The following is a 26,335-nucleotide window of genomic DNA, read 5'->3' as shown; positions in this document are numbered from 1 at the left end:
GCCCTCCCGCGCCGGAAGTTTCACCCGGGCCCCGCACACGGCTGCCAGACTGTGGCTTCTCGTGCCGTGCCGTGCCGTGCTGTGCCGTGAGGAGGAACCGTGCAGGTCGCCGTGGTCACCTTTGACGGGTTCAACGAGCTCGACAGCTTCGTCGCCTCCGCGTTGATCAACCGGTGTCGTAAGGACGGACTGGAGGCGTTCATCACCACGCCGACGCCCGGGGTCACCTCGATGAACGGCGTCGAGGTGAGCGGGCAGCGGCCGTTGGAGTTCGTCTCCGAGGCCGACGTCGTGCTGATCGGCAGCGGGATCAAGGCGCGGGAGGTGGCCGCCGACGACCGGCTGCTCGCCCGGCTGCCGCTCGATCCCGCGCGGCAGCTGATCGCTGCGCAGTGCTCCGGCGCGCTCGTGCTCGCCCGGCTCGGGCTGCTGGACGGGATGCCCGCCTGCACGGACCGCACGAGCCGGCCGTTCGTCGAGGCCTGCGGGGTCACCGTGCTGGACGTGCCCTTCCACACCGAGGGGAACATCGCCACGGCGGGGGGCTGTCTGGCCTCCCAGTACCTCGCCACCTGGGTGATCGGCCGGACGGTCGGCCTGGACGCCGCGCGGGGCGTCCTCGACTACGTCGCCCCCGTCGGCGAGAACGAGGAGACCGTGGAACGCGCCCTGCGAGCGGTCCGTAGCGGCGAGGCCGCCGCACTGCGCTGACGTCCGGCCACGAGCGGCGAGGCCCGCCGCTCCTCCCTCACGCGTTCTCCTTGCGGCCCGCCAGGACCAGGGCCGCTCCGCCGATCACCACCAAGCCGATGGCCGTGCCCGCGATGATCGGAGTGCCGCTGGACCCGCCCGTCTCGGCGAGGTTGGTGTCGGTGGCGGAGGCGGCGGTGCCCCCGACGGTGGCAGGGCTGGGGTCGCTGAGGGTCTGCGTGGTCACGTTCGCCGTCTCCGCGGTCCGGGTCAGGCAGTCCAGGAGGCCGGTGAAGCGGGACTGGGCGCCCTGGAGACCGGTGATCGTGAAGTCGTAGGGCTGGTCCTCCTGGAGCGGGATCGTCACCGTCCGGGTGGTGCCCGCCGGGATGGCGTGCTCGGCACCCATCAGCGCGAAGGTGAAGGCCTCGTCGCCCTGGTTGGCCACGGTGATGTCCACACCGCTCCTGGCGCAGTTCTTCGCGGCCGACAGGGCCGGTACGGCGCCCTGCTGCGCCCAGGTCGCGCTCGCCGTCGCCGACACGGTCGACTCGCTGGAGCCGGCCAGTATCTGTGTCTGGCTGCGGCTGTCGGAGGTGAAGGCGCGGCCGACGGGGATGGTCGTGGAGGCCTGGACCGTGAGTGCGGCGGAGCCGGGGTCGGCGTCGGCGGGCACGTCGAAGAACAGCTGGCTGCCGTTCGTCGCGGTCGTGACCGGCTTGCCGTCCTTGCCGACGATCCGCACCCCGGTGATCCCGGCGTCCAGCGGCGGGGTGACCGTCACCGCGCTCGCGTCGGTGTGCACGGTCACCGGTCCGACGGGCTCGCCGGGGCGGCCCGAGACGGCCGGCGCGTCGAGCGTCAGGGAGGCCTGCGGCTCGGCGGTGTCGCGGGCGGCCTTCTGGAGGTAGTCCGCGAGCTGTTCGGCCTGCGGGTCGACGGCGTCCACGTCCGCGCCGTCCGAGTAGCGCCAGATCGCCACCTGGGTGCCCGCCGCCGCGTCCTGCTCGGTGAATCCGCCGGAGATGCCGGCCTTCGTCGCCAGCGAGGCCAGATCGTTGACCTGGGGGTAGGAGTTCTGCAGGATCCAGCGGATCCTGCCCGCGTCGTCGTCGGCGCCCAGCGAGGTGCCGCTCCAGGGCGTCTCCTGGTACTTCGCGTCCCGCTGGGTGGGGTTGTGCAGGTCGACGCAGTAGGTCTGGAGGGTGCCGCCGCCGTCGACGGACATCTCGAACAGGCCCGCCGAGATCTCCTGGTCCCCGCCGTCGTCATGGAGGACCGCGGCGCCGTACGTCTTGAGGCCGCCCATGGTGGCGGTGGCTCCGCCCGGGGTCTGCGCGGTCTCGTCGGCGGCGGCCGGGCTCGCGGCGGCGGTCACTCCCGCGACGGCGACGAATCCACCGACCAGTGCCGACGCGGCGAGGCGGGCGGCACCGCGCGTGCGCGCGAACGGCGCGGAGAACGAAGAAATCAACGTAATTCCCCTTCGAGCAGGACTCGTTGACCTGGGGGTACGGTCCCGCCAGCAGCATCAGAAGCCCCGTGAGCCACGATCGGCATCCTAGAGACGCCCGCGCACCCGGTTTCCCGGTCCTGTCATCGGATGGGTGATCCGACTCGGAATCGTTATCCCCAAGATCGCCAACAGGCGGGGAACGGGCCGCACTTATCGACAAATCCACCGGTCCCACGCGGAGGGATCCGCCGACAAGCCGCCCGCCCGTCGGCCCGGGGCGCCGCCCGCCCTCGGGTGACCCGATCTCACGTCACGGCCACGGCCTCACGCGGCTGTTGGGCTCCCGCGCCGCCGGAGTCCGTCGCGGGCGCGGGCGCCTCCCAGTCGGGCTCGGGCTGCGCGGGGGCGCCGACAGCGGCCGGCTCGGGCCTGACGGAGCGCCGGAAAGCCGAGGTGCCGCGGGCCAGGTCATGGCCGATCGACACCGCGTCGATGTCCGCCGAGGTCCGGTTCTGCTGCGCCTCCCGCGTCTCCGTGCGCACCTTGAGCCGGCCCTGCACGATCACCGGATCGCCGACGTTCAGCGACGCCGCCGCGTTCACGGCCAGTTGCCGGTTGGCCCACACCGTGAAGAAGTTGGTGTGCCCGTCGGCCCAGGTGCCCTTCTCCCGGTCCCAGTAGCGCGCGGTCACCGCCAGCCGGAACCGGGCCGACGGCCCCGCCGCGAGCTCCCGGTAGACCGGCTGCGTCGCCACGTTCCCCACCGCGCACACGATCGTCTCGTTCATGTCTCGAATCCCTCCCTCAGCCCGGCCGTCCCGCCGGGCGGACACGCGTACGGGCCCGTCCCGTACGGCTGCCTGGCCGCGCCGACCGCGTCCGTCGCGATCGCCGCACCGCCAGACTGCCGCCACCGGACCGAGCCCGCCGCGCCCTGTGCACGACCGCCCGCCTGTGGACAACCCCGTCACCCGGACGAGTGAGCCACGCGGCCCCGGCCGGATCACGTCCCGGCCCCGCCCGCCCCCGCACCCCTGAGCAGACCCTGGCAGACGCCGCCCGGATCCCCCCGGCCCCGCCGCCCCGTCCCGGCTCAGCGCACCCCCGCGCCCACCACCCTCCCGTACTGCTCCCGTACCTCCCGGTACCGCAGCAGCTCCGCCGCCAGCGGGTCCAGGACCCGGGCCCGGCCGCAGCCGGCGGCGGCCTCCCGCAGTCGGCGTTCCGCGTCCTGCCCGTACCGCCGGGCCGGGCCCCGGGCCGCCAGCCGACAGCTCCACTCCACCAAGGGGCCGCCGACGATCCCGGCCATCATCAGCAGCACCGGCACCCCCAGGTTCGGGGCCATGACCCCGGCGATCTGCCCCGCCAGCCAGAGGCCGCCGACGACCTGAAGCAGCGTCATCGCCGCCTGCGCCAGCACCGCCACCGGCCACCACCCCGGCCGCGGCGGCCGTCCGGGCGGCAGCCCGGCGCGTGCGGCGAGTTCGTCCAGCGCCTCGGGCAGGCCCTGGGAGCCGCGTACGGCCGCCTCCCGTACCGCCTGCGCCCAGGGCGCGGGCAGCCCGGCGGAGGCCCGTTCGGACACCGTGCGCACCGCCTGCTCGACCCGCTGGCGGGCCGTGGCCTCCTCGTCGGCCTGGGCGCGGGCCGGCAGCCGCCCGGTGACCGGGTCCCCGCCGGACTGGCACCACCGCCACAGCCGCAGCCACGGCGTCCCGCAGGCCCGGCCCGCGTTGCGCAGCCAGGCCCGCTCGGCCGCCTCGCCCGCCGCGGTGGCGCCCACCGCGTCCGCCAGCCGGTCGGAGAACTCCTCCCGCGCCTCCTCGCTCAGCCCGGTGCGCTGCCCGGTGACGTACACGGGCCGCAGCCGGGCCGCGGCGGCGTCCACGTCGGCCGAGACCCGGCGGCCCGCCGCGCCCCGCTCGGTGACGAACTGCCCGAGCAGTTCGCGCAGTTCGCCGACGCCGTCCCCGGTGAGCGCGGACATGGCGAGGACGGTCGCGCCCGGTTCGCCGTACTCGCCGAGGGCGATGCCGTCCTCGTCGAGGAGCCGGCGCAGATCGTCGAGGACCAGTTCGGCGGCCTCGCCGGGCAGCCGGTCGACCTGGTTGAGGACGACGAACATCACCTCCGCGTGCCCCGCCAGAGGGCGCAGATACCGCTCGTGGAGCATGGCGTCGGCGTACTTCTCGGGGTCCACCACCCAGACGACCGCGTCGACGAGCTTCAGGATGCGGTCGACCTGTTCGCGGTGCTGTACGGCGGCGGAGTCGTGGTCGGGCAGGTCGATCAGGACGAGTCCGCGCAGCTGGGCCTCCGCCTCCGCGCTCTGCACGGGGCGCCGGCGCAGCCGGCCCGGGATGCCGAGGCGGTCGATGAGGCTCGCGGCGCCGTCGCTCCAGCTGCACGCGATGGGCGCGGCGGTCGTCGGACGCCGGACGCCGGTCTCCGAGATGGGCACCCCGGCGAGGGCGTTGAAGAGCTGGGACTTGCCGCTGCCGGTGGCGCCGGCGAGGGCGACGACCGTGTGCTGCCCGGAGAGCTTGTGCCGCGCCGCCGCCTCGTCGAGCACCCGGCCGGCCTCGGCGAGCGTCCGGTTGTCGAGGCGGGTACGGGACAGGCCGACGAGTTCGCGCAGCGCGTCGAGCCGGGACCGCAGGGGGCCGTCGTAGACGGGCGGGCCCGCGGCGGGCGCGCCACCGGTGCGGACCGGCACCTGGCCGGTGTGCTCGCCGCCCGCGCCCTCGTTCACCCTGCGCGCGATGAGACCGTCGTCCCAGGCGTCGACCGCTTCGGCGACGGGGTCGACCGCATCGGCGCCACCGGCCTCCGCACGGGAAGCGGCCTGCTCGGGGGCGTCCGCGGATGCGTCCCGCGGCCCGCCGCGCCCGCCGTTCCCGGGCACCTCGGCGTCGCGGCCGGCCGTGGGCGCAGCCGTGCGGCCGGAGGGATCCGAGCGCCCCGTGTGGTCCGTGTGATCGGTGTGATCCGTGTGGTCCGAGTCAGTGACGGCGGTCACCGGTCACCTCTCCTTCTGCAGTACGGACAGCGCGGCGATGAGTTCGGCCTGGGGTTCGGCGTGGACGTCGAGCCCGTCGAGGGGCGCGAGGCGGCGCTCGCGTTCGGCGTGCAGGACGCGGTCCAGATGTTCGGTGAGCAGCCGTCCGCCGCGGTCGCGGAGCCTCAGCGCGCCGTGCGCGCCGAGCCGTTCGGCGAGGCCCTCGCCCGCGGTGCGGGCCCGGCGGCCGCCCAGCAGGGCGGTGGCGACGAGCGCGGCGACCGCCTCGGGCTCGGGTGCGGCGCCGCGTTCCAGGGCGCGTACTTCGTCCTCCGCGTACTCCTCCAGCTCGCGCCGCCACCGCCGTACGGCCATCGCGATGCGGTGTTCGGCGTGTTCCGGGGTGGACTCGGCGTCCGTCAGGGCCGGTGCGGCGGAGGCGGGTTCGCGGCGCCAGGCCTCGTCGACGCGTTCGTCGGCGGCGGTGACGGCGCACAGCAGGAGGGCGGCGAGGCTCTCCGCGAGGGCGTCGAGGAGTTCGCCGGCCGTGCAGTCGAGGGGGAAGGCGCGCCAGCGTTTGAGGGCGTCCCCGGCGAGGACGGCGCCGTTCTGCAGGCGGCCCCGCACGCGCGCGTACTCGCTGTCGTACGCCTTCTCCACAGCCGTGGTGAGCCGCAGGGCGGCGGCGTACTGCGCGGCGGCGGCGCCGGCGAGTTCCGGCATGCGGGTCTTCAGGGAGTCGAGGACGCCGTGGGCGGTGCGGGCGAGGACGTGGTGGCGGGCGCCGGGGTCCTGGGCATGGTGGACGAGCCAGGTCCGCAGCGGCGCCACGGCGGTGGCCGGGAGCAGCCCGCCGCCCCAGGCGGACTCGGGGAGTTCGGGGACGGTGAAGCGGGGCACGTCACCGAGGCCGGCCTTGGTGAGGAGGGCGCCGTACTGCCGGGACACCTCGGCGACGACCTGGTGGGGGACGCGGTCCAGGACGGTGACGAGGGTGGCGTCGTACTCCTTGGCGGTGCGCAGCAGATGCCAGGGCACGGCGTCGGCGTAACGGGCCGCCGTGGTGACCATCACCCAGATGTCGGCGGCGCAGATCAGTTCGGCGGCGAGGGCGCGGTTGTCGGCGATGAGGGAGTCGATGTCGGGGGCGTCGAGGAGGGCGAGGCCGGGCGGGAGGGTTTCGGCGGTCTCGATGCGCAGGACGCGCCGGCCGTCCTCGCCGGGGAGCAAGAGGTCGTCCGTGGGCTCCTGATGGGGCACCCACGCGCGCGTGAGTCCGGGCAGCACACGCATCCCGCTGAACCAGTGATGGTCCTCCGGATGGCAGACCAGCACCGGGGTCCGGGTGGTCGGCCGCAGCACGCCCGCCTCACTGACGCGCCGCCCGACCAGGGAGTTCACGAGGGTGGACTTGCCCGCGCCGGTGGAGCCGCCGATGACGGCGAGGAGCGGCGCTTCGGGCTGTCTCAGGCGGGGCACCAGATAGTCGTCGAGCTGGGCGAGCAGTTCGTCGCGATTGGCACGCGCGCGTGGCGCGCCCGCCAGGGGCAGCGGGTAGCGTGCGGCGGCGACACGGTCGCGCAGGGCGGAGAGTGCGTCGAGCAGTTGAGGCCGTACGTCCAAGGTCACCACATGCGAAGAATGCCCAATTTTAGGGGATTTATGAAGCATATAGGCATGTCTGCGCGCCGATAGGACAGAAGGGGCGGAGGGGACGACTGGGACACAGGCACAGCGCAGGCATAACGAGTGCACAACACCCGGGTTGCGAGACGCCAAAAGCGATGCACGATTCGCACCTGCCTGCGATTATCAGGACCGCTTCACCGAACCTCCACATTGAGCCACGGAGGCGAAGCAACCAGGACAAGGAACCGGGAGCCCTATCCTTGTCCCCGGCAACGTCACGGATCGCCCCACACCCGGGCAGCACGTACGAGGCCATCCCATCCGGCCCCCGTAGCTCAGTGGATAGAGCAGGCGCCTTCTAAGCGCTTGGCCGCAGGTTCGAGTCCTGCCGGGGGCGCAAGTCTCCGCCCTCCCTTTGGGAGGGCATTTTTGCTGGTCAGAGCACGTTTCATGCGCACGCCGAAGCCCCGGATCCTCCCCCGATGATCGCGGGGAGGATCCGGGGCTGTCCGGCTGTAACCGGGTTTTCGCGGGTGGCCCTGTCGAATACGTGTCGAAGTTTTCCGCGAGGTGCGTCAGCCCGCAGCTGGCGGCTCGGGGAGATCCCCCGCGGCCTCCAGGCGCCGTTTCAAGTCAGGCAGCTGCCCCTCGACGCACCGGGCGTAGGTGGCCAGCAATACCGGCACGCTGTTACCGGCCCATTCAGCCCACCTGGGCGGGCGGGATCCCGTCATTGAGCCACTTCGTGAGGCGCGTGTGCCGGTTGTCGTGCACCCGCCTCCCAGTGGGCGACTCGAACACATGCGGAGGCAGAACGGCTTTCCGCGCACTGCGCCACGCCCGGCGGATGACCGAGCCGGCGAGAATGCCGCCCGTCTCCCCCTGGAACAGCAGATCACCGGGCTTGAGCTGCTCGTCCTCGACGTGCTACCGCAGGATGCGCGTCAGGGTGGGATGCCCCGGCACGGTGCGCGTCTCACCCTCGGCACGGCCCTTCAGGTCACGTTCCTCGTGGATCTCCCCTGTGTCGGTCCACTGCACACGCATGGCGACGGCTTCCTCCGGCCGCAGAGCGCAGTAGTACAGCGTGGCGAAAAACGCGTGCAGCCGCTTCCCTCCACGCGGCCGGCACCGGATCCAGTCGAGGAGCGCCGCCGCCTGCTCCGCGTTCATGAGGGATCGCTTGTCCACGGCGTTGCTGGTCTTGGTGACGCTCGTCGTCTCCTTCCCCTTGGAGAGCGGGTTGGCCCGCAGGACCCGCCGCCGGATCGCGTGCTTCATGACGACGTTGAGGATCCGACGGTGACGCTTCCTGGACCAGGCCGCCGCCTGCTTGCCGTCGAGGCGCGTGTCGACGGCTCGCAGGACCTCATCAACCCTCTCCGGCTCCTCCCAGACGGAGACCGGCAGGGAGTTGCGCTCCACCCACCTGAGGATGGTCACCACGACGGCTCCAGCGCAGCAGACCTTGATGCCGTCCTGACCAGGGAATGCAGGCCACGTCTACGTGGACTACTCGTGGACTGGCCTGCGGTAGTTGATCCGCTTCAACGCTGTTACCAGGCATAACAGTGCGCGATGAAGCGGCCTCCGGAACCGTGTGCCTGGGCGACGTCCTCGCTTCTACCGTGGCACTGAGATGGCACTCGTGTAGGCCAGATGGCCGATCGCCGAAGGCACTGGCCTCGCACCCAGGGGGATGATCGGCTCAACGACGTGGAACTCTGCTTCACTAACGCGCTGCACGAGGTGACGGCATGGCTGCAGACAACGCGGCGAGTATCCCCGAGGGCCTGATCGTTTCAGTGCTATCGGCTGTCGTTGTCTCAGTACTCGGTGTCGCGAACCTCTGGTTCCAGGAGTGGCATGCGCGACGCAATGAGGAGGCCAGACGCCGGCGACTCCTTGACGAAGCCCAGGCATATCTCGGGGTTCTAACCGAGTGGCTTGACGCCCATGCTGTGATCGCACCAGGCACCAGCATCGACTCTGTGCAAGCACAGGCGGCAAGAGTCTTAGATCAGCAACTGCGCAACATTCATGCTTCGTTCACCGAGGCCCGGGTCCCGCAGCGCACTCCGCTGTGGGCCCAGTTCAGAAGGCTCCTGCTGCTGTACCCGTTGCGCTCCATCGCAGGGTCGTTGGTGCGGCTGCTGTTCTACCTCGTGGTAATCATCGTGTTCAGCGTGACTCCGGGTCTCCTCCTCGACGAGCGGAATGCCTGGGGGGACAGGATTGGTGCGTCAGTATTGTTGATCGTGACAGGCGGCGGCCTCCTCTACGGACTGTGGCGCCTGGCTAATCTCCTATCACCGCACGCAAGGGTGCTCAGCCACAGTGATGGGGGTGCGACTTCGTAACCACCAGAGCCGATCGGCCCGTGCCAGAACTGTGCCAGGTCCTGCGGGGAACCTGAGGTTCCCCCGCTGTACGGGAGTGGTTGACTAGCTGGTCAGGGCGGGTTGACGTGGTTTCAGGTTCACTTGTTCGGCCGCTGCCTGGTCGGCGTAGTGCTTTTCCTCGTATTCGATCGGGCTGAGGTAGCCGAGCCGTTTCTGGATGCGGCGGGGGTTGTAGAAGCCGTCGAGGTACTCGAAGAGCGCGAGGTTGGCTTCGGCCCTGGTGGCGAAGACGCGGCCGCGGATGCACTCGGTCTTGATGACCATCCACAGGTTCTCCGCCAGGGCATTGTCGAACGAGTCGCCGACCGAGCCCATGGACGCCTGGACACCGGCCCTGACCAGGCGTGTTGTGGGCTTTACGGACGTGTACTGACAGCCGTGGTCGGCGTGGTGAACGAGCTCGCCGGGGGCGGCTTCGCGGCTGGCCAGGGCATACTCCAGCGAGGTGAGGACCAGGTCCGCGTCCGCGCGGGCGGAGGTCTCCCAGGCCACGACCCGGCGGGAGAACGCGTCGCGGATCGCGGACAGCCACAGCGGCCCCTCCCCGGTGGGGATCATGGTCAGGTCGGTGACCCACAGCCGGTTCGGCCCGTTCGCGGTGAAGTCGCGTTGCACCAGGTCAGGGGCCGGGTCGGCGTCTGGGTCGCGGCGGGTGAAGCCCTTGTTCCGGCGGGGACTGATCCCGGCGAGGCCGGCCTGGCGCATGAGCCGCTCGACGCGTTTGCGGCCGATGTGGACGCCCTCACGCTTGAGGACGGCGTGCACGCGGGGTGAGCCGTAGATCCCGCCGGACTCGTCGTGGACCTGCCGGATCCTGCCTGTCAGCTCGGCGTCCCGGCGGCGCCGCTCGCACGGCTCGGTCTCGGCCCGGCGCCACCGGTAGTAGGTGGAGGAGGGGATGTTCAGTTCCCGGAGTACGGGCTCGACCCCCAGGTGCGGGTGCTCGTCGACGAGCGCCGTCACCTGGGCCGGGTCGGGTCGAGCTGGGCCGCGAAAAAAGCGGAGGCCGTCCGCAGGACTTCATTCGCACGCTTGAGCTGGGCATTCTCCTTGCGCAGGGCGGCAAGCTCCTCGCGCTCGGCGGTGGTGAGCAGGTCGCCGCGCTCGCCGGCATCGGCCTCGGCCTGGCGGATCCAGTTGCGCAGGGCTTCGTGGTGCACGCCGAGTTCCTCGGCCATGCGGCGGATCACGGGCTTCGGCTCGGAAGCGCGGTACATCCGCACCGCACGCTCACGCAACTCCAGCGGGTATTTCCTCGGGGCAGGCATCGTCAGAGCTCCTCTCGTGAGCCCCATCTGACCTGCTGTCACCTCTCCCCGCATCTCGGGGGAACCTCAACCACGGGGAATGGCGGAGACCAGGTCGTCGACCAGCCAGCTCCCGTAGCCGCTCCGTTGCAGGTCAGCCCAGGAGCCGCCCGTAGAAGACCCAAGCTTCCCAAGCTGAGGGCTCAGGCAGCATCGGCACGGCTCGGCCGGCGCGGCTTGCGCTGGTCGACCGCATGGCAACGTGGTTGAGACCAGCGGGAGTACAGCGAGGCACACACGCGCCTGATCGGTTGGCACACCCGCCGTCGTGGCGAACGGTCGTCGGCTGAGGCGCAAACTAACCCGGGGACCCTTGCCCACGAAGCGATCACGAGTGCTACAACGGCCCCATGGCGTACAGATTCACGGCGCAGCTTGCCTGCGGGCTCGACGAGCTGGACCAGGGTGACTGCGTTATGGCGGGGGTGGCCGAGTTGGACGACGAGGAGGCTTTCTCCCTGTTGTTCATGTGTGACTTCAACGAGCCCGACGCGCAGGACGTACGTCTCGGCATGGACACACACTGCCTCGTCACACCCGACCAGGGCACCGCCTACGGCTGTGTGCGTGAAGTGGTACTGGACGGCGATGTGCTGCGGGTGACATTGGCCCCCTCCTCGCTGGACGCCCTCGGCCTGTCCGACCCCGTCGTCGAGGCCTTGCTTCGGGCGCCGGCGCCGGACGTGGCACGTATGCGCGAGGTGCTGCCGCGCATCCTGGCCTATGGGCGCCCGGATGCCCACCCCAGACTGATCAAGCTGTAGCAAGTAGAGCGATGGAGAACAACCCGAGTCCGCCAGCTTCTGACATCCACGGCTGACATCAACGACGCCGGACGGAGACGTACACGGGCGACTCTGCTCGGCCCCCGCACCAGCCGACGACACCAGTCGGAGCGGGTTCGGATCGAACTCCTAAAGCGGTTGTCACAGGCTTGATTCCTGTCGAGGCGTCAGAGGGACCCAGCCCGGTCTTGGGTCCACCTGAGTCGTCAGGGAGCAGCCGACTGGTACCAGCACCTACTCGTCAGCTCTTTCACTCTCCGGCGAGGCCAGCTCGATGCCCCGTACACGACGGAGCCAGCGTGCTAGAGCGAACAGTGACGCACCAGCGATGCCGCAAGGCTCCCAGACCTCAGTCACCAGCACGCTGAGTCCGCCGTCGTCGACGATGTAGATGGCCTGGGCGCCCACAACGGCTGCAACGAAGCCGTTGGTTCGGGAGGCGGTGCGCAGCAACCAGTCCACCGGCCTCCAAGCCGGACCGGCAACGTCACGCACACGCATGCGCACCGCGGCAAGCAGGAAGCCGAGTGCAAGAAGGAACTGTCGGCGCGAAGAAAAGGAGAGGCCGTCCTCGGGTGAGCCGGCCAAGATGGCGCCCCACTCCGTGCGGAGGTGACTCCGTCGGTGACCGGCGATGCGAACCGCGATGCCGGTTGCCCTACGTGCCGCACCACTTGGGTCGGTGCGGGTATCCCTGCGCGTGTCCATTGCGTGGTACGACCGCACCCGTTTGTAGCCAAGGATTACGTGCTCAATCGAGGTAGCACTCTCCCGGCTCACGCGGCTAATGAACAGGACACTTAGCTCTGGTGACACTTGCATGCTCTGCGCACGAGCGACATTTGGTCGTCGGTAGAACGGGTGCGGGATGATGTCACCCTCTGGTACCACGCCAGCGGTAAGTTCACCAAGAGCAACTGCCACGAGTTGCTGCTCTTGTTCATCAAGGGCGTCGTACGCCTGCCGGGCGTCCACGAGCATGAGAACAGGCCCGCCCCGGACTGTCATGACGGGCCTCCAGCCAGGCCAAGACCGAATCGGCGTGCCCTCCGTGCTTCCAGTGCTTGGGTCGCCTGCTGTCGACCTGTCCCAGTCAGCTCGTAGAAGCGGCGCGCGGGCCGACCCGGGTGGGGAGTTGTCTCCTCCCAGCTCGAAACCCAGCCGCGCTCAGCGAGCCGCTCAAGGATCGGATAGACGGTGCCAGGGCCAAGATCGGCACTGCGACAGATACTGAGCCCCCATGCCGGGCTATCGCTCGTCGCTGACAGCAGAGCCTCTAGGACGGCAATCGTCGGCTTGGTGAGCCGCACCTTCGTCATGGCACCAGTGGAGCATGCATCGAGTACGACATTCAACTGTCCGTGCAAACCAGGTCTCAGACGGCCCTTGAAGCCGTTGCAGTACAGTAGCCAAGTACCGCAACTACCGCGACCACAGGTGACCGCCAACGTCCCTCAACGGCTGACTGGCCAGCCCACCAGGCCCCAATAACCTCCCAGCCGAGAGTTCGGGACGAAGAGGTCGTGCCAGATCCGTGCCAGGTCATGCGGGCAACCACGGGGAATGGCGGGGAGCACGAGTCTGCCCGCCACGTCTCACAGCAGCTTCGCCGCACGTCGGAGCAGCAACTACCGCCAAAGAACCCAAGCTTCCCAAGCTCAGGCCCCATTGCTGCCAGTAACCTGCGACAGTGTCGGTAGAACAGGCGCCAGAGGCTGCCTTCCAGCTGAAGTGGGAACTGAGGGACCATGGTTGGGCGAGATGCCACCTGACCGAGGGTTCCCAAAAGGTGTCGCTGAGCGTCAGCTACTGCACTGACGCGCTGGCGGACCTCGTGGCCGGCATAGGCGGTCTGTACTCGCAGCAGCACACGACCCGGTTCTTCTTCGACGCCGAGCCGCAGGAACTTCGCTGGGTTCTCCGTGCGACGGATGAATCGGTCGAGGTGACCATCTACAAGTTCACCGACGTTGCGGTCAGTCCTGACCTACCGGATTCCGACGGTACGGTGATCTGGAGATCGACGCATCCGCGTCCGGTGTTTGCCCACACCGTTCTCGATGCCGCGCAGCAAGTGGTCACGGAGCATGGCGAGACCGGCTACCGCTCCAAGTGGGTACTGCACCCCTTCCCCGTCGGCCCGGTTCAGGATCTCCGCAGGCTGCACCTGCGCGACGACGTCTGCGAGTTGCCCCACGACCTGTCCTGCCCCTGACGATCAGCGCGGCCGTCTCAGTCTCCGTCTCATTCACCACTGTTCGCGGACCTTCAGACGAGACCACGAGTCCACGCCCGGACACCGACCAGCCGCCCTTGCATAGCGCTCTCGTACCGGGCACCGCGTGTCACCATCGGGTGGAGCACGTGCGTTCAGCAACGCGGCAGATGTGGTGTGGTGGGGGAATCGTGGCAGCACTGACCTGGGGCATCGTGAGCATCGGCGCCCTTTTCATCGTGGCCGCTGCGTACTGGCGCCTCGTGGAGCATGAGCGGGTAGGCCGCGGAGCAGATGCCTTTCGCTTCCGCTTCTTCCGAGTGTGGCTTCCCCTCGTCATGGGTGTCGCAGCACTGGGCAGGCTCCCCCGAGCGTTGAGCGCCCCATTCCCGATCGTGGCCCTGTCCGAAGTGTTGAGCCTCGCACCGGCCGTCATCGTCATTGGGCTGGGCCGGGTGGGCGCCAGAAAGCCGGGCCCGGAAGCCCGCACCACAGGCGCACCAGATAGGGCGGGGAACCGCGGGGAGTCACGGTGAAAGCAGCCGCGCGTGAAGAGTCTCTTGATCAGCCGCCAGCGTACGCGGACACCTATCTGACCGCGTGGCCGACTTCGCCAGCACAACGCAACGGGGAGAAGAGGCCCGGTTCCTGTCCGGGCTCTTCTCCCCGTGGGGTTGAACAGCAGTGGCCGACAGCCGCCGATGCCGACCTTCGTCTTCAGGAGCGGTGGGGTGCGCTCGCCTCCAGGAGGTGGCCGCGGCTGGTTGCCACGCGGAGGATGTCTCGCAGCGCTCCGGTCAGTTCCTTCGCCAGGAGCTGTACGTCCTCCGGGCCGGTGTGCTCGTCGCCTAGGGTCTCCGCGGCCCGCTTCAGCAGTTCTGCCGCAGTCGCGAGTTGCTCCGATTCGATGTTGTCGGCCAGGCGGGACATGAAGCCATCCCTGTCGTCGGTGCTCAGGTAGCAGGGCTTGCCCTCCGGCCCCGACCACGGGAGAAGCCTCTCGGCTCGTACTCTGGCCTCATGCGAAACGAGAGGCACGACGAACGGCTGTCGGACGACGAGTTGGCGCTGTTCCTCCAGTACCTCCACAGGTTCGCGAATCATGACCTCGATCTGTTCGCCCACATGCAGGTGGGGGACCCCGAGCACCCCGCCTACGTGTCCTTCAGCAGGAAGCCGGAAGCGGGTGTGGACCCCTCGGTCTACCCGCGGCCGTAAAGCGGTAAAGCCGGGAAGCCGTCAGGGCCGTAGACCGGATCCGGGACGTGTCGAATGCGTGTCGAAGGCGGGGGACAAGCTGCCGACGGAAGGGGAGACAAAGCGCCTTTTCTGTCCACGATCGTGGATACATGCGCCGACATCGGGGTCGCAGTTCGCGCCGACGGATGCCCAGCTACCGCTCCTCGTCCAGTGCCTGGGCAGCCGCGCGTGGGTCCATGAGGTTGGACCACGCCTGTTCGGCCGGGAGCAGGTCCCGCTCCGGCAGGGCGTACTCCGGATACCAACCCTCCGCCTCGCCGCCGGGGACGTTGCGCAGGATCAGCACAGTCAGGTTCGGCGGTACGGAGCCGGTGATCCGGATGGCGAGGTAGGTCTCGTGGCCGTCGTCCGCACGTACCTGTAGGCCAAGGGTGAAGGTGTCGAACTCGCATATGTGCTCACCGCCGTCGCGCAGCGTGGCTTGTGCCAGGTCCAGAAGAGTCGCCCGCAGGCGGCGCACGAAGCGGACACCGGCCTCAGCGCGGTACCGGACATGGTCCTCGCGTGCGGGCAGGAGATGAGCGGTGTGCGTCGCGGTCTTCAGCCCGTCGGAATGTTCCGCGTTGTAGCGAGCCCGGACGGCGCGCCCGTCGGCCTCCAGGGCTGCATAGAAGTCATAACCGACAGCCCGATAGCCCGACAGCTTCGGCATCAGGGCCCTGGCCTCATGCCGAACGAGAGGCTCGACGAACGGCTGTCGGACGGCGCGGTGGAGGGCAGGAAGCCGGAAGCGGGTGTCGACCCGTCGGCCTACCGGCGGCCGTAGGGCCCGGAAGCCCCCGGAAGCCGGGTAGCCGGGTAGCCGGGTAGCCGGGTAGCCGGGTAGCCGTCAACGTCGTAGACCGGCTCCGGGGCGTGTTGCATGTGCGTCGAACGCGGGGGGCGAGGCTGTGGGCTTCTACTCGTTGCGTGAGGTCTCGATCTCGGCTGCCAGCGTGGCCATGTCGCACACGTGCGCGTAGTACTTGGCCGCGTACTCGTCACCGATCATCGGCAGAGTCTTTTCGAGCGCCGCTATGAGCCTGGTCAGGCCCGCGCGGCGCCGCTCGTCGAGCGGGCCTTCGAGGACGACGGCCGCGTAGGCGTAGGCGTCCGCGTCCAGCATCACCATGTCCCGGCCCTCGATGTCCAGGCTGCGGAAGCCCGGTGGGAACGGCGCGGCCATGTGCTCGGCCGTCATCTGCGTCAGCGCGTCGAGCTTCTCCGCGAGCATGCGGGGGATCCTTCCAGACACGGGTACGTCGAGGCCCGGCTCCGCCTTGATCCGTAGAGTCCGCTGTATGACCGATCACGCTCCGGCCTGTCCCGACTGCGGCCTGCCCATGGAGTCCGGTGGCCTCGTACTGTCCGGGCGGGACGACGACGGCCGACGGGCCTGCCGGTCGCTGTGGAGGTGTGCCGGTCGGCATGTCTGGTGGGGCTGGGCCGACCGGTCCGGGGAGCCGTTGGAGGTCTGCCCGGTGCCGCAGCTGTTCCGCTGATGTGCGACGGCCACCTGCGGTCAGCCACAGCATGTCCGTATGTCCGTGTCCTCGTCCTCGTCCTGCTCCGGCGCAGCAGTTTCACGCCGTTCGGACGGTCGAGGGGATCACCGCCAGCGCCGCCGGGTGCATGCCGTTCGCCGTCAGGTCCGTCAAGGTCGTGCGGTGGGCTGCGGGCAGCTGGTCCGGCCAGGTCAGGACCGCCGGGGCGGTGTCGGGGGCGGAGACCTCCAGCTGCCGCAGGGGTGCGCGCAGGCCTACGCCGAGTGCCTTGAGCACTGCTTCCTTCCGCGTCCAGATCCGCAGGAAGGCGGGCCCCCGTGCGTCCGGGGGGAGGGCGTACAGGGCGGCCGACTCGCGGGCGGAGAGTGCCGTACGGGCCGCGGCGTCGACGTCGAGGACGGTGTCGGCCTCCTCGACGTCGAGGCCCACGCGTGCGCCCCGGCACACGGCCACCCCGACGACATCGCCGCTGTGGGTGACCGAGAAGTCGTACTCCGCGTACTCCGCGTACTCCGAGTACTCCGCGTACCCGGCGTACCCGTCAGGCACGGCCAGCCGGGGCTTGCCGTGCGGTCCGCCGCAGGTCGGGCAGACGCGCCGTAGGGGTACGTCCTCGGGGGATACGCCGAGCAGCTCGCCCAGGAGCCGGCGGCTCAGCGCACAGCCGACGAGGAAGCGGTCACGGGTGGCGGGGTCCACCGTCGCCGACCAGCGGGCGCGCTCCACGGGGTCGAGCGTGTCCAGCAGTTCCTCGTGGGCGTCGGCCGAGCGCGCCCACGAGACCTGCACCGCATGCATGCCGGGGACGGAAGGACGGAGGCCGGGGGCGAAGGTCAGTGCACGGCGCGCAGCATGCGCGTGACGTTGATCTTCGTCGGCGAGAGGCCCAGCTCCACGCTCTGCATCATCCGCTCGCCGTTCAGCCGGCCGTACGCGAGCAGGTCGACGTTCGCCAGGCTGAATTCGGGCCAGGTGTGAATGCTCAGATGAGAGGCGGAAAGCAGGAGAATGGCGGTCACGGCGCCGTTCGGGAAAACGTGGGACGCCTCACCGAGTACCGTGGCGTTTCCCTTTTCGGCGGCCGTGCGCAGCACCTGGAGGAGGCGCTCCTCGTCGGTCAGGATGCTGTGGTCGCTCACCCATACGTCGACGGCATAAGAGCACAGATCGTCGACGTTTATGCCCTCGGTGGCGAGGTCGGTGGAGTTGGTCATGGGGAACCGGGGGTGAGGAACCGCTGCCCCCGTCTCCTTTCAGATAGATCAGCGCTGGTCCGCGCGGCTGAAGAGGAAGGTCGCGAGGCCGGTTGCTGGCGCTCGGTCGGGCCAAGCCTAGCATCCGAGGCGCTATGGGGCTCGCGAGCGCGGCCCGTCAAGGGGGCGGGAAGACCGGGGGCATATTCGGCCGGAAAACGATGCGGGGAATTCCGGTAATCGTTTCCGGTACACCTTTCCGGTAAAGCTATCCGGTAAACCGCTCCCGCCGGGGTGTGGAATGCCGCCCGCCGGAGGGTGGGGCCCGCCACCGGAATTGCCCTTCCCTCTTCGCATTCACGATCGCCCTCCCACGTCCGATCAGGGCGCCTACCAGCCCGTATACTCGATACCCACGGAATCCATCAGCTTCCCTGGAGCAGCATTGTGACGAACGCGCGTCGGCACCCCCGGAGTACCACCGCCGATCAACTGCTCACGGAAGTCGCGGACGCCGTCCGGCTTCAGGAGGGTCCGCCCGGGGTGCGGTCCGTACTGCGTGCGCTGCGCCGTCTGGCCCCCGCCTCCACCAAGGACCTCAGCCGGGCCACCGGCCTGCCGGTGCCGATCGTGGCCGCCCTGGGGAACGAACTGCGGCGCCGCGGTCTCGTCACCAAGGAGCGCCCCTCCCGGCTGACCGAGGCCGGCTCGGACCTCGTGGCCCGGCTCGGCATGGACCTCACCATGGACGCCACCTGCCGCACCTGCGACGGCCGTGAGCTGGTGATCCCCGAGGTGCTCGACGAGGCCGTACGACGGCTGCGGGCGCTCATGGAGTCCGGTCCGGCCGCCGACATGGCGATCGACCAGTCGCACTGCACGGCCGAGACCAAGGTGCGCCGGGTACTGGCGCTGCTGACGGCGGGCGCGCTGCCGGGCGGCTCGTTGCTGCTGATCGGCGACGACGACCTGGTGTCGCTGGCCGTGGCCGTCGTGGGCGACGTGCTGGGCGGGCCGATCGTCGAGCGGGTGACCGTGGTCGACATCTCGGCAGAGATCCTCGACTACATCCAGAAGGTGGCGGGGGGACTCGGCACCCGTGTCGAGACGGTGCAGCACGATCTGCGGCACCCGCTGCCCGAGCGGCTGCACGGACAGCACGACGTCGCGATGACCGACCCGCCGTACACGCCCGAAGGCGCCCGGCTCTTCCTGTCCCGCGCCGTGGAGGGCCTGCGGCCCGGTCCGGCGCACAGTGTCTTCTTCTCCTTCGGCGGCAAGAGCCCGGACGAGATGCTGGAGGTCCAGCGGGAGATCATGGCCCTGGGCCTGGTCACCCACGGCTACATCCGCAACTTCAACGAGTACGAGGGGAGCGGCATCCTCGGCGGTGTCGGCTTCTTCCAGCAGCTCCTCACCACGACCTCCACCGCCTCCCGCCAGGGCGACTACGGCGGTCCCCTCTACACGGGCGACAAGCGGACCCGGCAGCGCGAGTACGAGTGCGTGGCCTGCGGCCACAAGGTCCGGGTCGGCCCCGGCGCCCGCTGGGCCCAGGTCGCGGCCCTGCGCGCCGAGGGCTGTCCGAACTGCGGGAAGGGCCCCTTCCGGCCGGGACGGCTGGTCTCGGAAGCGCCGGAGCCGCCGGAGGCACCGGCAGCTTCGGGGGCGCCGGAGGCACCGGCACCTTCGGAGGCGCCGGAGGCACCGGCACCTTCGGAGGCGAAGGAGGCTCCGGCGCCTGCCGAGGCGCAGGAGCGGCAGGAGTCCACGGCGGCCGTCCGTGCGGACGTCCCGGCCGTCCGTGCGGACGTCCCGGCCACCCCCGCAGTCCCGGCCACCCCCGCCGTGCCGAGCTCCCCCGCAGTCCCGGCCACCACCCGCACGATCGGCTGGCACCTCCCGACCCCCGCCGAGCGTGCCGCCCTCGAGAGGCGCGCGCACCCCTATGTCACCCGGCAGGCCGACGAGGGCGACCTTCCGGCGATCGGGGCGTTCGAGGCGGAGATCGCCCGGGTCTCCTTCGGCGAGGACGCCATCGACGACCCGGTCCGCTGGGCGGCCCGCCTCGGCAAGGCGATGGAGAAGTCGAAGCAGGGCATGATCGTCGCCGGGCGCCCGGGCGAGGAGCCCGTCGGCTGGTGCTGGGTGAGCATCAACCAGAACGCGATGACCGGCGACCGCTACGCCAACTTCCGTTCCCTGGCGGTCTCCCCGGTGGACAACCGCAGCGACGTCGCCGAACTCCTCCTCACCGCGGGCCTGGAGTTCTGTCTGGCGGGCGGCATCACCGAGGTCACCGGCCGGGTCCACGTCGGCAACGTGCCGATGCGCACGGTCTACCGCAAGTTCGGCTTCGACCCCACCAGTCTCTCCATGAAGCTGTTCCTGCCCCGGGGCGAGCGATGACCGCCTTCGACGCCGACCGCGTCAAGTGCGTCGTCTGGGACCTCGACGGCACCCTGTGGGACGACATCGCCGTCGAGTCCCCCACCGACGAACTGCCCTTCCCGCGCCCCGAGATGCTGGACGCGATCGACGCGCTCGCGGCGCGCGGCGTGCTCAGCAGCATCGCGAGCCGCAGCGCGCCCGCCGTGCTCGACCGGCTCGCGGCCACCCGGCCCGAGGTGCGCGAGCGGTTCCTCGCCCCGCAGGTGTCCTGGCAGGACAAGAGCGAGTCGCTGCGCAGGATCGCCGACAGCCTCGGGATCGCCGTGGACGCCCTCGTCCTGGTCGACGACTCGCCCTACGAACGCGCCGAGGTCGAGGCCCTGCTGCCCGCGGTGGGCACCCTCGCCCCCGAGGACGTGCCCGCGCTGCTGGCCGCGTTCGAGGGCCGCGAGGTCACCCCCGAGTCACGCGCCCGGGTCGACCGCTACCGCACCGAGGAGACGCGCCGGGCCGAGGGCGAACGCTTCCACGGCAGCCGGGAGGAGTTCCTGAGCTGGTGCGCCATGCGGCTCACGGTCGGCGCGGCGACGCCCGAGGAGACCCCGCGCGCCCTGGAACTCGCCGCCCGCACCCACCGGCTGAACTCCTCCGGCCTCACCCCGGACCGGCTGCGCGAGCTGGCCGCCTCGGAGGGGTACGAGCTGTACACGGCACGGATGACGGACCGTTTCGGCTCGTACGGCATCATCGGCGCCGCACTCGTCGACCGCGGCGGCGCAGGCGCGAGCACGAGCACCTGGTCCGTCCCGCTGCTCGCCCTCTCCTGCCGGGTCGCCGGCCGGGGCGCGGCGGCGGCCTTCCTGTTCTGGCTGATGGGACGGGCGCGGCAGGCCGGTGCCGAGGAGTTCCGGGTGACCCTGCGCCCCACCGACGCCAACCTGGAGATGCGGATCCTGCTCCGCCAGGCGGGGCTGCGCCGGGTGGACGGCACCGAGGGCGCGACGCCCGACTCGGCCGTCCTCGGGCGCGCGCTGCACGGCGAGCTCCCGAAGCCGCCCCCCTATCTGCACGTGACCGACCGAGAGGACGCCGAGGCGTGACCGACATCCAGGACCCGCCCGCGGTGGAGCGGGAACTGCGCGCGATGATCGCCGAGGCCGCCCGGCTGGACCCGGACGTGGTGGCGGCACTCCCCGCGGACACCGCGCTGTTCGGCCCGGAGATCGCCCTCACCTCACTGGCGGGGGTGACCCTGCTGGGCGCGGTCGACGCCCGGTTCGGGGTGGACGTCGCCGCGCTGGACCTGAGCCTGGACAGTCTGGAGTCCATCGCCACGCTCGCGGGCTTCGTCGCGACACGGCTCCGGCCCGTCTAATCACCCGTCTGTACGTCTCTCCTGTTCAAAAAGGGTGATCCGGACCGACGCGCCGTGACCCTGCCCAGGCCGCCGCGTTGAACGGGAAGTGCGACGGCGTGTCCTGCGGTCGCACGAACCGAATCACTAAAGGAGAACGTGATGTCTCGCATCGCGAAGGCGGCCGCCGTCGCCCTCGGCACCGGCGCCGTGGTGGTCAGTGGGGCCGGCCTGGCCATGGCGGACGCGGGTGCGCAGGGTGCGGCCGTGGGCTCGCCGGGTTTCCTGTCGGGCAACCTCGTCCAGGTCCCGGTCCACATCCCGATCAACCTCTGCGGCAACACCGTCAACATCCCCGGTGCGCTGAACCCGGCGTTCGGCAACACCTGCGCCAACGTCAGCCACCACGACAAGGGCGGCAAGCAGCACGGCGGCGACTACGGTCACGACCGCCACGGCAGCAGCTCCAGCAACGGCGGCGGCAAGCGCGGCGGCGCCGGCTACGGCGACTGACGCACGCGTCCCGCACGCCACGCATCGGCAGAGCCCCGGCACCTCGAGCGCCGGGGCTCTCGCGCGTCCACGTCCGCGTCCGTGTCCGCCGATGGAACGGATCTACGCGTACCGGTAGATGTGGGACACGTCTTCCAGCTGATCAGGCGTCACGTTCCACGGCGGCAGCTTCGCATGGCGGGCGACGACCCGGCGGTACTGCCTGCTCTCCGGTCCGGGCGGCACGGCGGGCAGATAGCGGTGGACGCGGTGGCGGGCCTGCCAGCGGGTCCACACCAGGTCGATGAAGGCGTGGTGGAGCCAGAACACGGGGTCGTTGACGGAGGCACCGCCCAGCATCTCCCCGCCGACCCACCGGTGGACCCGGTTGTGGTTGCGCCAGGCGACGCTGCCCCGGCCGGTGCCCCAGCCCTCCAGTTTGTTGCGGAAGCCCTCGGTGACCGTCGAGTCCCAGGGCGCGGTGTCGTAGACCGGGTCCTTCAGGGCCCACTCCAGTTCGGCCGCGGTGGGAAGTTCGATGGGTCCGGCGGAGCGGCCGAGGTCCCGGGTGAGGAACTCGCCGTCGGTGATGTTCTCCTTGAGGGTCCAGTTCCCGGTGGCGTAGGCGAACGGCCCGGTGGTGACCTGGCGGTCGGAGCGGCGTCCGTTGCCGCCGAGGAGGTCCGCGGTCCAGGGCACGGCGGACGCGCTGCGGTCGCGCGTCCAGTCCCAGTACGGCACGGTCACCGAGGGGTCGACCCGGCGCAGCGCCTTCTCCAGCTCCAGCAGGAACCGCCGGTGCCACGCCAGGAAGGAGGGCGCCATGTGCGCCGTACGCAGGCCGCCCTCGCCGTCGGAGACGTAGTAGTCGATGTGGATCCGTACGAACTCGTCGTACTCGCCGCGCCGTTTGATCTCCAGCAGTGCCTTCACGAACCGCCGGCGTTCGGCGGCGGTCAGGGTGCTGACGTCCTTACGCGTATAGACCACGGCGTCCCCCCATGTCGTGCGGGTGGCCGCCGTACGCCGGGTCGTCGCCCCCGCGCAGCATCTCGCCGGGGCCGAGTTCGTCCACGGCGGCGCGGGCGGCCTCCAGCGGGGTGCGGTACGAACGGTAGTGGTCGACCATGCTCAGCCAGGTGCCGTCGGCCCGGCGCATCAGGTGCAGCGGGCGGCCGTCGACGGTGACCTCCCACTGGGCGCCGCCGCCGGCCGAGCGGCCGGAAGGGGTGAGGACGCCCTGGATACGGCGGCCGCGGTAGACCTCGTCGAAGCCGGTGCCGGCCGCGTCGTCCGTGCCCGAGGCGGCGCCCGTGTCGCCCACCGGGCCGGGCCAGGCGGCGGCGACGACCGGGACGAGGGCGAGCCCGGCGGCGACGCCGAGCAGTGCGCGCAGCGTCTCCCGCCGGGTACCGGCCCTGGCCGGCCCGGGCTGCCTCGTGGATCCGGGTACTCCGTCGACGTCGACGACCATGGGGTGCTCCTTCTCGTGTGCGGTTGTCCGTAGCGGTAACCGCCCGACGGCCCTCCGGGTCACCTTGGGGCACCCGAAGCACACGGACGGGCCCGGACGGGAGGCCGTCCGGGCCCGTGGGCGTGGCGTCGTCGTCCGCTCGGGGCTACAGGCCCTGGCCCAGTCCGAGGTGGGCGACCGGGACGGCCTGCGCCATCGGGGTGAGCACACCCGCCTGGGGCAGCTTCGGCTCCGGCAGCCCGAAGTTGTCCGGGTTCGGCGGGGTGAGCGGGGCGTCGAGGGCCAGCCCGGGGCCGAGGGTGCGCAGGTCGGTGGCCGGGGCGTCGAGGCCGAGGTGCTGGAAGCCGTTGCCGAGGATCTCCGGCAGGGGTGCCCGGACGTCGGCGCCGGGCAGACCGGCGCTCACGGGGAGCTGCGGGACGGCCCGCTCGGGGATCAGCCGGCCCTCGGCGTAGCGCGGGCCCTCGGGCGAGCCGGGCGTCGGCAGCGGGATCTCGCCGCCGGCCTCGGGCAGTTCCATGCCGAGGGAGTTCTCCAGGCCGTTCAGCGGGACGGGGACGGGGACCGTGCCGATCGCCGCGGCGGGGGTCGCGGCGGCGGCTCCCGCAGCGGCGGCCACACACGTCAGCACGGCGGCGAGGGTTCCTCGGGTGGTCGGCTTCATCTCGGGTACGGGCCCTTTCGTCACGGTCGGGGGCTCTGCGGCGGTACGGCGGTACGGCTGCACGGCTCTGCGTCCGTACCGGGTAACGAGCCTGAAATCGCCACCAGCGCACAATTCCCCCGCATGCCGCAGTCGCCCGACGAGCAGATCGTCAGCCCGTCCGTTCGTCGGCCCGTCCGATGTTCAGCCGGTCAGCTCGTCCAGAAATCCCACCAGCGGGTCAGGATGAGCATGCCGACGACACCGAGGTGCAGCAGCGGCAGGACCCAGGTGAATTCCGCGAAGAAGGCGCGCACGGCCGGCGGTGCCGGAAGGAACTCCAGGCGTACGTCGAAGGAGACGACGTACCAGAACAGCACGATGGTGGCGATCCAGGCCAGGCAGCACCACAGGCACAGCGCGTTGATCCGGTACAGGGACTGGAACTGGAGCCAGGTCACGAACCCGACGCCGAAGAGGCAGCCGGCGGTGAAGGTGAGCCAGTACCAGCGGGGGAAGGCGGCCCCGGCCAGCAGGCTCGTCCCGACGCACACGACGACGCCGTAGGCCACCAGGCCCAGCATCGGGTTGGGGAACCCGAACGCGGAGGCCTGGTCGCTCTTCATGACGCTGCCGCAGGACACCACCGGGTTCAGGCTGCAGCCCGGCACGAAGTCCGGGTTCTCCAGCAGCTTGAACTTGTCGAGGGTGATGACCCAGGAGGCCAGCAGCCCGGCCGCCCCGCACAGCACGAGCAGGACGGCGAAGCCACGGCCGCCGCCCTCCGCCCGCCCGGGCCCCGTCGGCCGCCCGCGCCCCGGAGCCGCGGGCTCCGGCTCGGCCGCCGTCGGCACCGCTGTCAGCCGCGCAGACTGCGGGCGGGCAGCACGATGTGGGCCGCCGCGGTCAGGGTCTCCTCGGCGCCCGCGAACGCGGCCAGCGCCTCGGGTTCGACGGGCCGGCCGGGGACGGCCTCGGGCCACGGGCGGGTGGTGAAGACGAGGTAGGCATAGCCGCGGGCCTCGACGGCGTCGAGCCACTCGGGCGGCGGCACGCACTGGGCGTGGAGCATCGGCATGTTCAGGACGGCGGAGCCGGCGGTGACGAGCAGCGTGACCGGCAGGCTGGGCCGTTCGGCGCCGTCGACGAGGTCGCCGCCGACGGGCAGACCGTTGTCGCCGAGCAGTCGCTCGATGGCGACGGCGGTGGTCTCGGCGCCGCCGTCCGCGGCGTCACCGAGGGAGTAGGCGAGCAGGTAGGGCATGTCCCTGCCGTCGGGGGCCTCGCCGCTCCACGGCATCACGACGAGGGTGCCCAGGTCGGCCACGCTGAAAGGGCGGGTAGTGCTTGGGGTTGAGGTCACCGCGCGACCCTACAAGCGCCGCGGCGGACGGCCGGGGGTGTTCTCACCCGACCGGGGGACGCCTCGGGGGTGCTCCACACGAACGAGGGACGCCGGTCCCGTCCGTGCAGGACCGGCCCCGCGCGAGGGGAAGGGTCAGCCGTTCAGGGGAAGCCCGCCGAGCAGCTTGGTGTGCTGGTTGAGGGCGCCGGCCGCGCCGTTGACCGCGTTCAGCAGGGAGCCCTTCTTCTCGGTGTCGAGGGCGTTCGACTGCTGCTGGAGCGGCATCACGTCCCGGGCGGTGAGATCGCCCTTGGTGAGGGTGTTCACGGCGCCGTTGAGGCTGGTGGGCGTGAGGTCGGCGGTGTCGTGGGCGAACGCGGGCGCGGCGGCCCCGGCGAGGACGACGGACCCTGCGACGACGACGGCGGCCTTGAGGGACTTCATCGGGTTCCTTCCAAGGAGATGAGTGGTGAGGAGGAGTGGTCGGGAGGATTGATCAGGAGAAGTGGTCAGGAGGAGTGGTCGGGAAAGGGAATGCCGGACGCCGAACGGCCGCTCTCCCGGGGGAGGGCGGCCGTTCGACGAGGACGTGGGCTGACGTCAGTCGTTGACGCAGGTGTTGCCGAAGGCCGGGTTCAGCAGGCCGCCGATGTCGACGGTGTTGCCGCAGACGTTGATCGGGACGTGGACCGGAACCTGCACGACGTTGCCCGAGAGCACGCCCGGGGAGTGCTCGGCGACACCGCTCGCGCCGCTGTCGGCGGCGGCGATGCCGGAGGCGCCGGCGACGGCCGCAGCGGCAACGGAGGTCAGGACCAGGCCCTTCGCGATACGCGACATGGAGAAGTGCTCCTTGGGGTTTGACATCAATCACCCGGGCGGGGATGCCCGGCGCTGTGTCAACGCGCTGCGCCGCCCGGGGTTGTGCCGCCAAAGGAGTGAACTGATTCGCCCATGTGCTCGATCGCCACCCGGTCGCGCCGCTCCCGCCCCGACCCCGGGCGCGCCGGTCTGCCCATCCGACGATGTGTTGAACACGGTGATCAGCGGGCCGGGGCGGCTCCGGCGGCGCACATCCCGGCGCATGCCCACGTCATGGGCCGTTGCGGTGACGTGTTCGATCTCGGCGCGGGTTGCGGCCCGGTGGTGACCAGCGGACGTTCAGGCTCGTTTTCCACCGGGACGCGGCGTGTACCGGGGCGCTCTTCGCGGCC

General features: G+C 70.8%; 31 protein-coding genes and 1 tRNA gene. 11 read left to right on the top strand and 21 right to left on the bottom strand.

The window, feature by feature from the left end:
- The first annotated feature begins 99 nt into the window (after window positions 1-99).
- Window positions 100-711, top strand: coding sequence for a DJ-1/PfpI family protein (locus U5640_RS29360; protein WP_340379062.1), 612 nt, complete (start codon window positions 100-102; stop codon window positions 709-711).
- A 37-nt stretch (window positions 712-748) separates the two neighbouring features.
- On the opposite strand, the gene U5640_RS29355 is transcribed toward U5640_RS29360, so the two are convergent.
- From U5640_RS29355 to U5640_RS29340, 4 genes are all read right to left on the bottom strand, one after another.
- Window positions 749-2,164: a thioester domain-containing protein gene (locus U5640_RS29355; protein WP_340379059.1), complete on the bottom strand. Its 1,416-nt coding sequence runs from the start codon at window positions 2,162-2,164 to the stop codon at window positions 749-751.
- Between the two features lie 287 nt (window positions 2,165-2,451).
- Window positions 2,452-2,934: a single-stranded DNA-binding protein gene (locus U5640_RS29350; protein ID WP_340379057.1), complete on the bottom strand. Its 483-nt coding sequence runs from the start codon at window positions 2,932-2,934 to the stop codon at window positions 2,452-2,454.
- Window positions 2,935-3,239: 305 nt separating this feature from the next.
- On the bottom strand, window positions 3,240-5,168 hold the full coding sequence (locus U5640_RS29345; protein WP_340379055.1) for a YfjP family GTPase: 1,929 nt from the start codon (window positions 5,166-5,168) through the stop codon (window positions 3,240-3,242).
- 3 nt (window positions 5,169-5,171) lie between these two features.
- Window positions 5,172-6,779, bottom strand: a complete 1,608-nt coding sequence (locus tag U5640_RS29340; RefSeq protein WP_340379053.1) for a dynamin family protein — start codon at window positions 6,777-6,779, stop codon at window positions 5,172-5,174.
- Between the two features lie 321 nt (window positions 6,780-7,100).
- On the opposite strand from U5640_RS29340, the gene U5640_RS29335 reads away from it, so the two are divergent.
- Window positions 7,101-7,173, top strand: a tRNA-Arg gene (locus U5640_RS29335).
- Between the two features lie 530 nt (window positions 7,174-7,703).
- Here the strand turns inward: U5640_RS29335 and U5640_RS29330 are convergent.
- Window positions 7,704-8,219, bottom strand: coding sequence for a hypothetical protein (locus U5640_RS29330; protein WP_340379051.1), 516 nt, complete (start codon window positions 8,217-8,219; stop codon window positions 7,704-7,706).
- 314 nt (window positions 8,220-8,533) lie between these two features.
- Between U5640_RS29330 and U5640_RS29325 the strand changes: the two genes are divergently transcribed.
- Complete coding sequence (locus U5640_RS29325; protein ID WP_340379050.1) at window positions 8,534-9,136, top strand: hypothetical protein; 603 nt, start codon at window positions 8,534-8,536, stop codon at window positions 9,134-9,136.
- 84 nt (window positions 9,137-9,220) lie between these two features.
- Here U5640_RS29325 and U5640_RS29320 read toward each other — a convergent pair whose 3' ends face one another.
- Window positions 9,221-10,141: an IS3 family transposase gene (locus tag U5640_RS29320; protein ID WP_340379048.1), complete on the bottom strand. Its 921-nt coding sequence runs from the start codon at window positions 10,139-10,141 to the stop codon at window positions 9,221-9,223.
- The gene (locus U5640_RS29315; protein WP_340379046.1) at window positions 10,138-10,446 is read right to left on the bottom strand and encodes a transposase; all 309 of its coding nucleotides are present in this window, start codon (window positions 10,444-10,446) and stop codon (window positions 10,138-10,140) included. The genes U5640_RS29320 and U5640_RS29315 overlap by 4 nt, the downstream gene beginning before the upstream one ends.
- 389 nt (window positions 10,447-10,835) lie before the next feature.
- Here U5640_RS29315 and U5640_RS29310 point away from each other — a divergent pair, with 389 nt between their 5' ends.
- Window positions 10,836-11,249, top strand: a complete 414-nt coding sequence (locus U5640_RS29310) for an Imm10 family immunity protein (protein ID WP_340379044.1) — start codon at window positions 10,836-10,838, stop codon at window positions 11,247-11,249.
- Between the two features lie 255 nt (window positions 11,250-11,504).
- On the opposite strand, the gene U5640_RS29305 is transcribed toward U5640_RS29310, so the two are convergent.
- Both U5640_RS29305 and U5640_RS29300 read right to left on the bottom strand, forming a co-directional pair.
- Window positions 11,505-12,251: a hypothetical protein gene (locus tag U5640_RS29305; RefSeq protein WP_340379042.1), complete on the bottom strand. Its 747-nt coding sequence runs from the start codon at window positions 12,249-12,251 to the stop codon at window positions 11,505-11,507.
- A 23-nt stretch (window positions 12,252-12,274) separates the two neighbouring features.
- Entirely contained in the window at window positions 12,275-12,589 is a 315-nt protein-coding gene (locus U5640_RS29300) for a PadR family transcriptional regulator (RefSeq protein ID WP_340379040.1), read from the bottom strand.
- Between the two features lie 371 nt (window positions 12,590-12,960).
- Between U5640_RS29300 and U5640_RS29295 the strand changes: the two genes are divergently transcribed.
- Entirely contained in the window at window positions 12,961-13,485 is a 525-nt protein-coding gene (locus tag U5640_RS29295) for a hypothetical protein (RefSeq protein WP_340379039.1), read from the top strand.
- Window positions 13,486-14,202: 717 nt separating this feature from the next.
- Here U5640_RS29295 and U5640_RS29290 read toward each other — a convergent pair.
- Complete coding sequence (locus U5640_RS29290) at window positions 14,203-14,523, bottom strand: hypothetical protein (protein WP_340379037.1); 321 nt, start codon at window positions 14,521-14,523, stop codon at window positions 14,203-14,205.
- Between U5640_RS29290 and U5640_RS29285 the strand changes: the two genes are divergently transcribed.
- A complete protein-coding gene (locus tag U5640_RS29285; RefSeq protein ID WP_340379035.1) occupies window positions 14,506-14,703 on the top strand; it encodes a hypothetical protein in 198 nt (65 codons plus the stop codon). The genes U5640_RS29290 and U5640_RS29285 overlap by 18 nt on opposite strands.
- 175 nt (window positions 14,704-14,878) lie before the next feature.
- Here the strand turns inward: U5640_RS29285 and U5640_RS29280 are convergent, their stop codons facing one another.
- Both U5640_RS29280 and U5640_RS29275 read right to left on the bottom strand, forming a co-directional pair.
- The gene (locus U5640_RS29280) at window positions 14,879-15,397 is read right to left on the bottom strand and encodes a hypothetical protein (RefSeq protein ID WP_340379033.1); all 519 of its coding nucleotides are present in this window, start codon (window positions 15,395-15,397) and stop codon (window positions 14,879-14,881) included.
- Between the two features lie 246 nt (window positions 15,398-15,643).
- Window positions 15,644-15,958 (bottom strand): hypothetical protein, encoded by a 315-nt coding sequence (locus tag U5640_RS29275; protein WP_340379031.1) that lies wholly within the window; start codon window positions 15,956-15,958, stop codon window positions 15,644-15,646.
- Between the two features lie 67 nt (window positions 15,959-16,025).
- Between U5640_RS29275 and U5640_RS29270 the strand changes: the two genes are divergently transcribed.
- Window positions 16,026-16,226, top strand: a complete 201-nt coding sequence (locus U5640_RS29270) for a dehydrogenase (RefSeq protein WP_340379029.1) — start codon at window positions 16,026-16,028, stop codon at window positions 16,224-16,226.
- An 81-nt stretch (window positions 16,227-16,307) separates the two neighbouring features.
- Here the strand turns inward: U5640_RS29270 and U5640_RS29265 are convergent, their stop codons facing one another.
- Together U5640_RS29265 and U5640_RS29260 are read right to left on the bottom strand one after the other, a co-directional pair.
- Window positions 16,308-17,027 (bottom strand): 4'-phosphopantetheinyl transferase superfamily protein, encoded by a 720-nt coding sequence (locus U5640_RS29265; protein ID WP_340379027.1) that lies wholly within the window; start codon window positions 17,025-17,027, stop codon window positions 16,308-16,310.
- A 35-nt stretch (window positions 17,028-17,062) separates the two neighbouring features.
- Window positions 17,063-17,443 carry an S-adenosylmethionine decarboxylase gene (locus tag U5640_RS29260; RefSeq protein WP_055639048.1) on the bottom strand — a complete coding sequence of 127 codons (381 nt, stop codon included), beginning with the start codon at window positions 17,441-17,443 and terminating at the stop codon, window positions 17,063-17,065.
- Between the two features lie 522 nt (window positions 17,444-17,965).
- Here U5640_RS29260 and U5640_RS29255 point away from each other — a divergent pair.
- The 4 genes from U5640_RS29255 to U5640_RS29240 all read left to right on the top strand — a co-directional run bounded on the left by U5640_RS29255 (window position 17,966) and on the right by U5640_RS29240 (window position 21,680).
- Window positions 17,966-19,831 (top strand): GNAT family N-acetyltransferase, encoded by a 1,866-nt coding sequence (locus U5640_RS29255; protein WP_340379024.1) that lies wholly within the window; start codon window positions 17,966-17,968, stop codon window positions 19,829-19,831.
- On the top strand, window positions 19,828-20,913 hold the full coding sequence (locus tag U5640_RS29250) for an HAD-IIIC family phosphatase (protein WP_340379022.1): 1,086 nt from the start codon (window positions 19,828-19,830) through the stop codon (window positions 20,911-20,913). Before U5640_RS29255 ends, U5640_RS29250 begins: the two co-directional genes overlap by 4 nt.
- Window positions 20,910-21,188, top strand: a complete 279-nt coding sequence (locus tag U5640_RS29245; protein ID WP_340379020.1) for a phosphopantetheine-binding protein — start codon at window positions 20,910-20,912, stop codon at window positions 21,186-21,188. Before U5640_RS29250 ends, U5640_RS29245 begins: the two co-directional genes overlap by 4 nt.
- Before the next feature lie 141 nt (window positions 21,189-21,329).
- Window positions 21,330-21,680 carry a chaplin gene (locus tag U5640_RS29240; protein ID WP_340379018.1) on the top strand — a complete coding sequence of 117 codons (351 nt, stop codon included), beginning with the start codon at window positions 21,330-21,332 and terminating at the stop codon, window positions 21,678-21,680.
- Between the two features lie 102 nt (window positions 21,681-21,782).
- Here U5640_RS29240 and U5640_RS29235 read toward each other — a convergent pair whose 3' ends face one another.
- The 7 genes from U5640_RS29235 to U5640_RS29205 all read right to left on the bottom strand — a co-directional run bounded on the left by U5640_RS29235 (window position 21,783) and on the right by U5640_RS29205 (window position 25,961).
- A complete protein-coding gene (locus U5640_RS29235; RefSeq protein WP_340379016.1) occupies window positions 21,783-22,649 on the bottom strand; it encodes a tyrosinase family protein in 867 nt (288 codons plus the stop codon).
- Window positions 22,633-23,133, bottom strand: coding sequence for a tyrosinase cofactor (locus tag U5640_RS29230; protein ID WP_340379014.1), 501 nt, complete (start codon window positions 23,131-23,133; stop codon window positions 22,633-22,635). Before U5640_RS29230 ends, U5640_RS29235 begins: the two co-directional genes overlap by 17 nt.
- A gap of 145 nt (window positions 23,134-23,278) precedes the next feature.
- On the bottom strand, window positions 23,279-23,797 hold the full coding sequence (locus tag U5640_RS29225) for a hypothetical protein (RefSeq protein ID WP_340379012.1): 519 nt from the start codon (window positions 23,795-23,797) through the stop codon (window positions 23,279-23,281).
- Between the two features lie 191 nt (window positions 23,798-23,988).
- Window positions 23,989-24,534, bottom strand: a complete 546-nt coding sequence (locus U5640_RS29220) for a vitamin K epoxide reductase family protein (RefSeq protein ID WP_340385405.1) — start codon at window positions 24,532-24,534, stop codon at window positions 23,989-23,991.
- Between the two features lie 101 nt (window positions 24,535-24,635).
- A complete protein-coding gene (locus tag U5640_RS29215) occupies window positions 24,636-25,139 on the bottom strand; it encodes a DUF5949 family protein (protein ID WP_340379010.1) in 504 nt (167 codons plus the stop codon).
- 135 nt (window positions 25,140-25,274) lie between these two features.
- Window positions 25,275-25,565: a hypothetical protein gene (locus U5640_RS29210; RefSeq protein WP_340379008.1), complete on the bottom strand. Its 291-nt coding sequence runs from the start codon at window positions 25,563-25,565 to the stop codon at window positions 25,275-25,277.
- A 156-nt stretch (window positions 25,566-25,721) separates the two neighbouring features.
- Window positions 25,722-25,961 (bottom strand): chaplin, encoded by a 240-nt coding sequence (locus U5640_RS29205; RefSeq protein ID WP_340379006.1) that lies wholly within the window; start codon window positions 25,959-25,961, stop codon window positions 25,722-25,724.
- Window positions 25,962-26,335 lie beyond the last annotated feature (374 nt).

The sequence above is a fragment of the Streptomyces sp. SS7 genome, from assembly GCF_037993025.1.
Lineage (GTDB): Bacteria > Actinomycetota > Actinomycetes > Streptomycetales > Streptomycetaceae > Streptomyces.
The sequence above is the reverse complement of the archived record's forward strand: the minus strand, read 5'-3'. Positions and strand labels throughout refer to the sequence as shown.

Excerpts from the sequence above, each read along its gene's own strand:
- U5640_RS29350 (WP_340379057.1), bottom strand. The coding sequence starts at position 2,934 with ATGAACGAGACGATCGTGTGCGCGGTGGGGAACGTGGCGACGCAGCCG.
- U5640_RS29325 (WP_340379050.1), top strand. The coding sequence starts at position 8,534 with ATGGCTGCAGACAACGCGGCGAGTATCCCCGAGGGCCTGATCGTTTCA.
- U5640_RS29315 (WP_340379046.1), bottom strand. The coding sequence starts at position 10,446 with ATGCCTGCCCCGAGGAAATACCCGCTGGAGTTGCGTGAGCGTGCGGTG.
- U5640_RS29310 (WP_340379044.1), top strand. The coding sequence starts at position 10,836 with ATGGCGTACAGATTCACGGCGCAGCTTGCCTGCGGGCTCGACGAGCTG.
- U5640_RS29305 (WP_340379042.1), bottom strand. The coding sequence starts at position 12,251 with ATGCTCGTGGACGCCCGGCAGGCGTACGACGCCCTTGATGAACAAGAG.
- U5640_RS29300 (WP_340379040.1), bottom strand. The coding sequence starts at position 12,589 with ATGACGAAGGTGCGGCTCACCAAGCCGACGATTGCCGTCCTAGAGGCT.
- U5640_RS29285 (WP_340379035.1), top strand. The coding sequence starts at position 14,506 with ATGCGAAACGAGAGGCACGACGAACGGCTGTCGGACGACGAGTTGGCG.
- U5640_RS29280 (WP_340379033.1), bottom strand. The coding sequence starts at position 15,397 with ATGCCGAAGCTGTCGGGCTATCGGGCTGTCGGTTATGACTTCTATGCA.
- U5640_RS29275 (WP_340379031.1), bottom strand. The coding sequence starts at position 15,958 with ATGCTCGCGGAGAAGCTCGACGCGCTGACGCAGATGACGGCCGAGCAC.
- U5640_RS29270 (WP_340379029.1), top strand. The coding sequence starts at position 16,026 with ATGACCGATCACGCTCCGGCCTGTCCCGACTGCGGCCTGCCCATGGAG.
- U5640_RS29265 (WP_340379027.1), bottom strand. The coding sequence starts at position 17,027 with ATGCATGCGGTGCAGGTCTCGTGGGCGCGCTCGGCCGACGCCCACGAG.
- U5640_RS29260 (WP_055639048.1), bottom strand. The coding sequence starts at position 17,443 with ATGACCAACTCCACCGACCTCGCCACCGAGGGCATAAACGTCGACGAT.
- U5640_RS29250 (WP_340379022.1), top strand. The coding sequence starts at position 19,828 with ATGACCGCCTTCGACGCCGACCGCGTCAAGTGCGTCGTCTGGGACCTC.
- U5640_RS29240 (WP_340379018.1), top strand. The coding sequence starts at position 21,330 with ATGTCTCGCATCGCGAAGGCGGCCGCCGTCGCCCTCGGCACCGGCGCC.
- U5640_RS29230 (WP_340379014.1), bottom strand. The coding sequence starts at position 23,133 with ATGGTCGTCGACGTCGACGGAGTACCCGGATCCACGAGGCAGCCCGGG.
- U5640_RS29225 (WP_340379012.1), bottom strand. The coding sequence starts at position 23,797 with ATGAAGCCGACCACCCGAGGAACCCTCGCCGCCGTGCTGACGTGTGTG.
- U5640_RS29210 (WP_340379008.1), bottom strand. The coding sequence starts at position 25,565 with ATGAAGTCCCTCAAGGCCGCCGTCGTCGTCGCAGGGTCCGTCGTCCTC.
- U5640_RS29205 (WP_340379006.1), bottom strand. The coding sequence starts at position 25,961 with ATGTCGCGTATCGCGAAGGGCCTGGTCCTGACCTCCGTTGCCGCTGCG.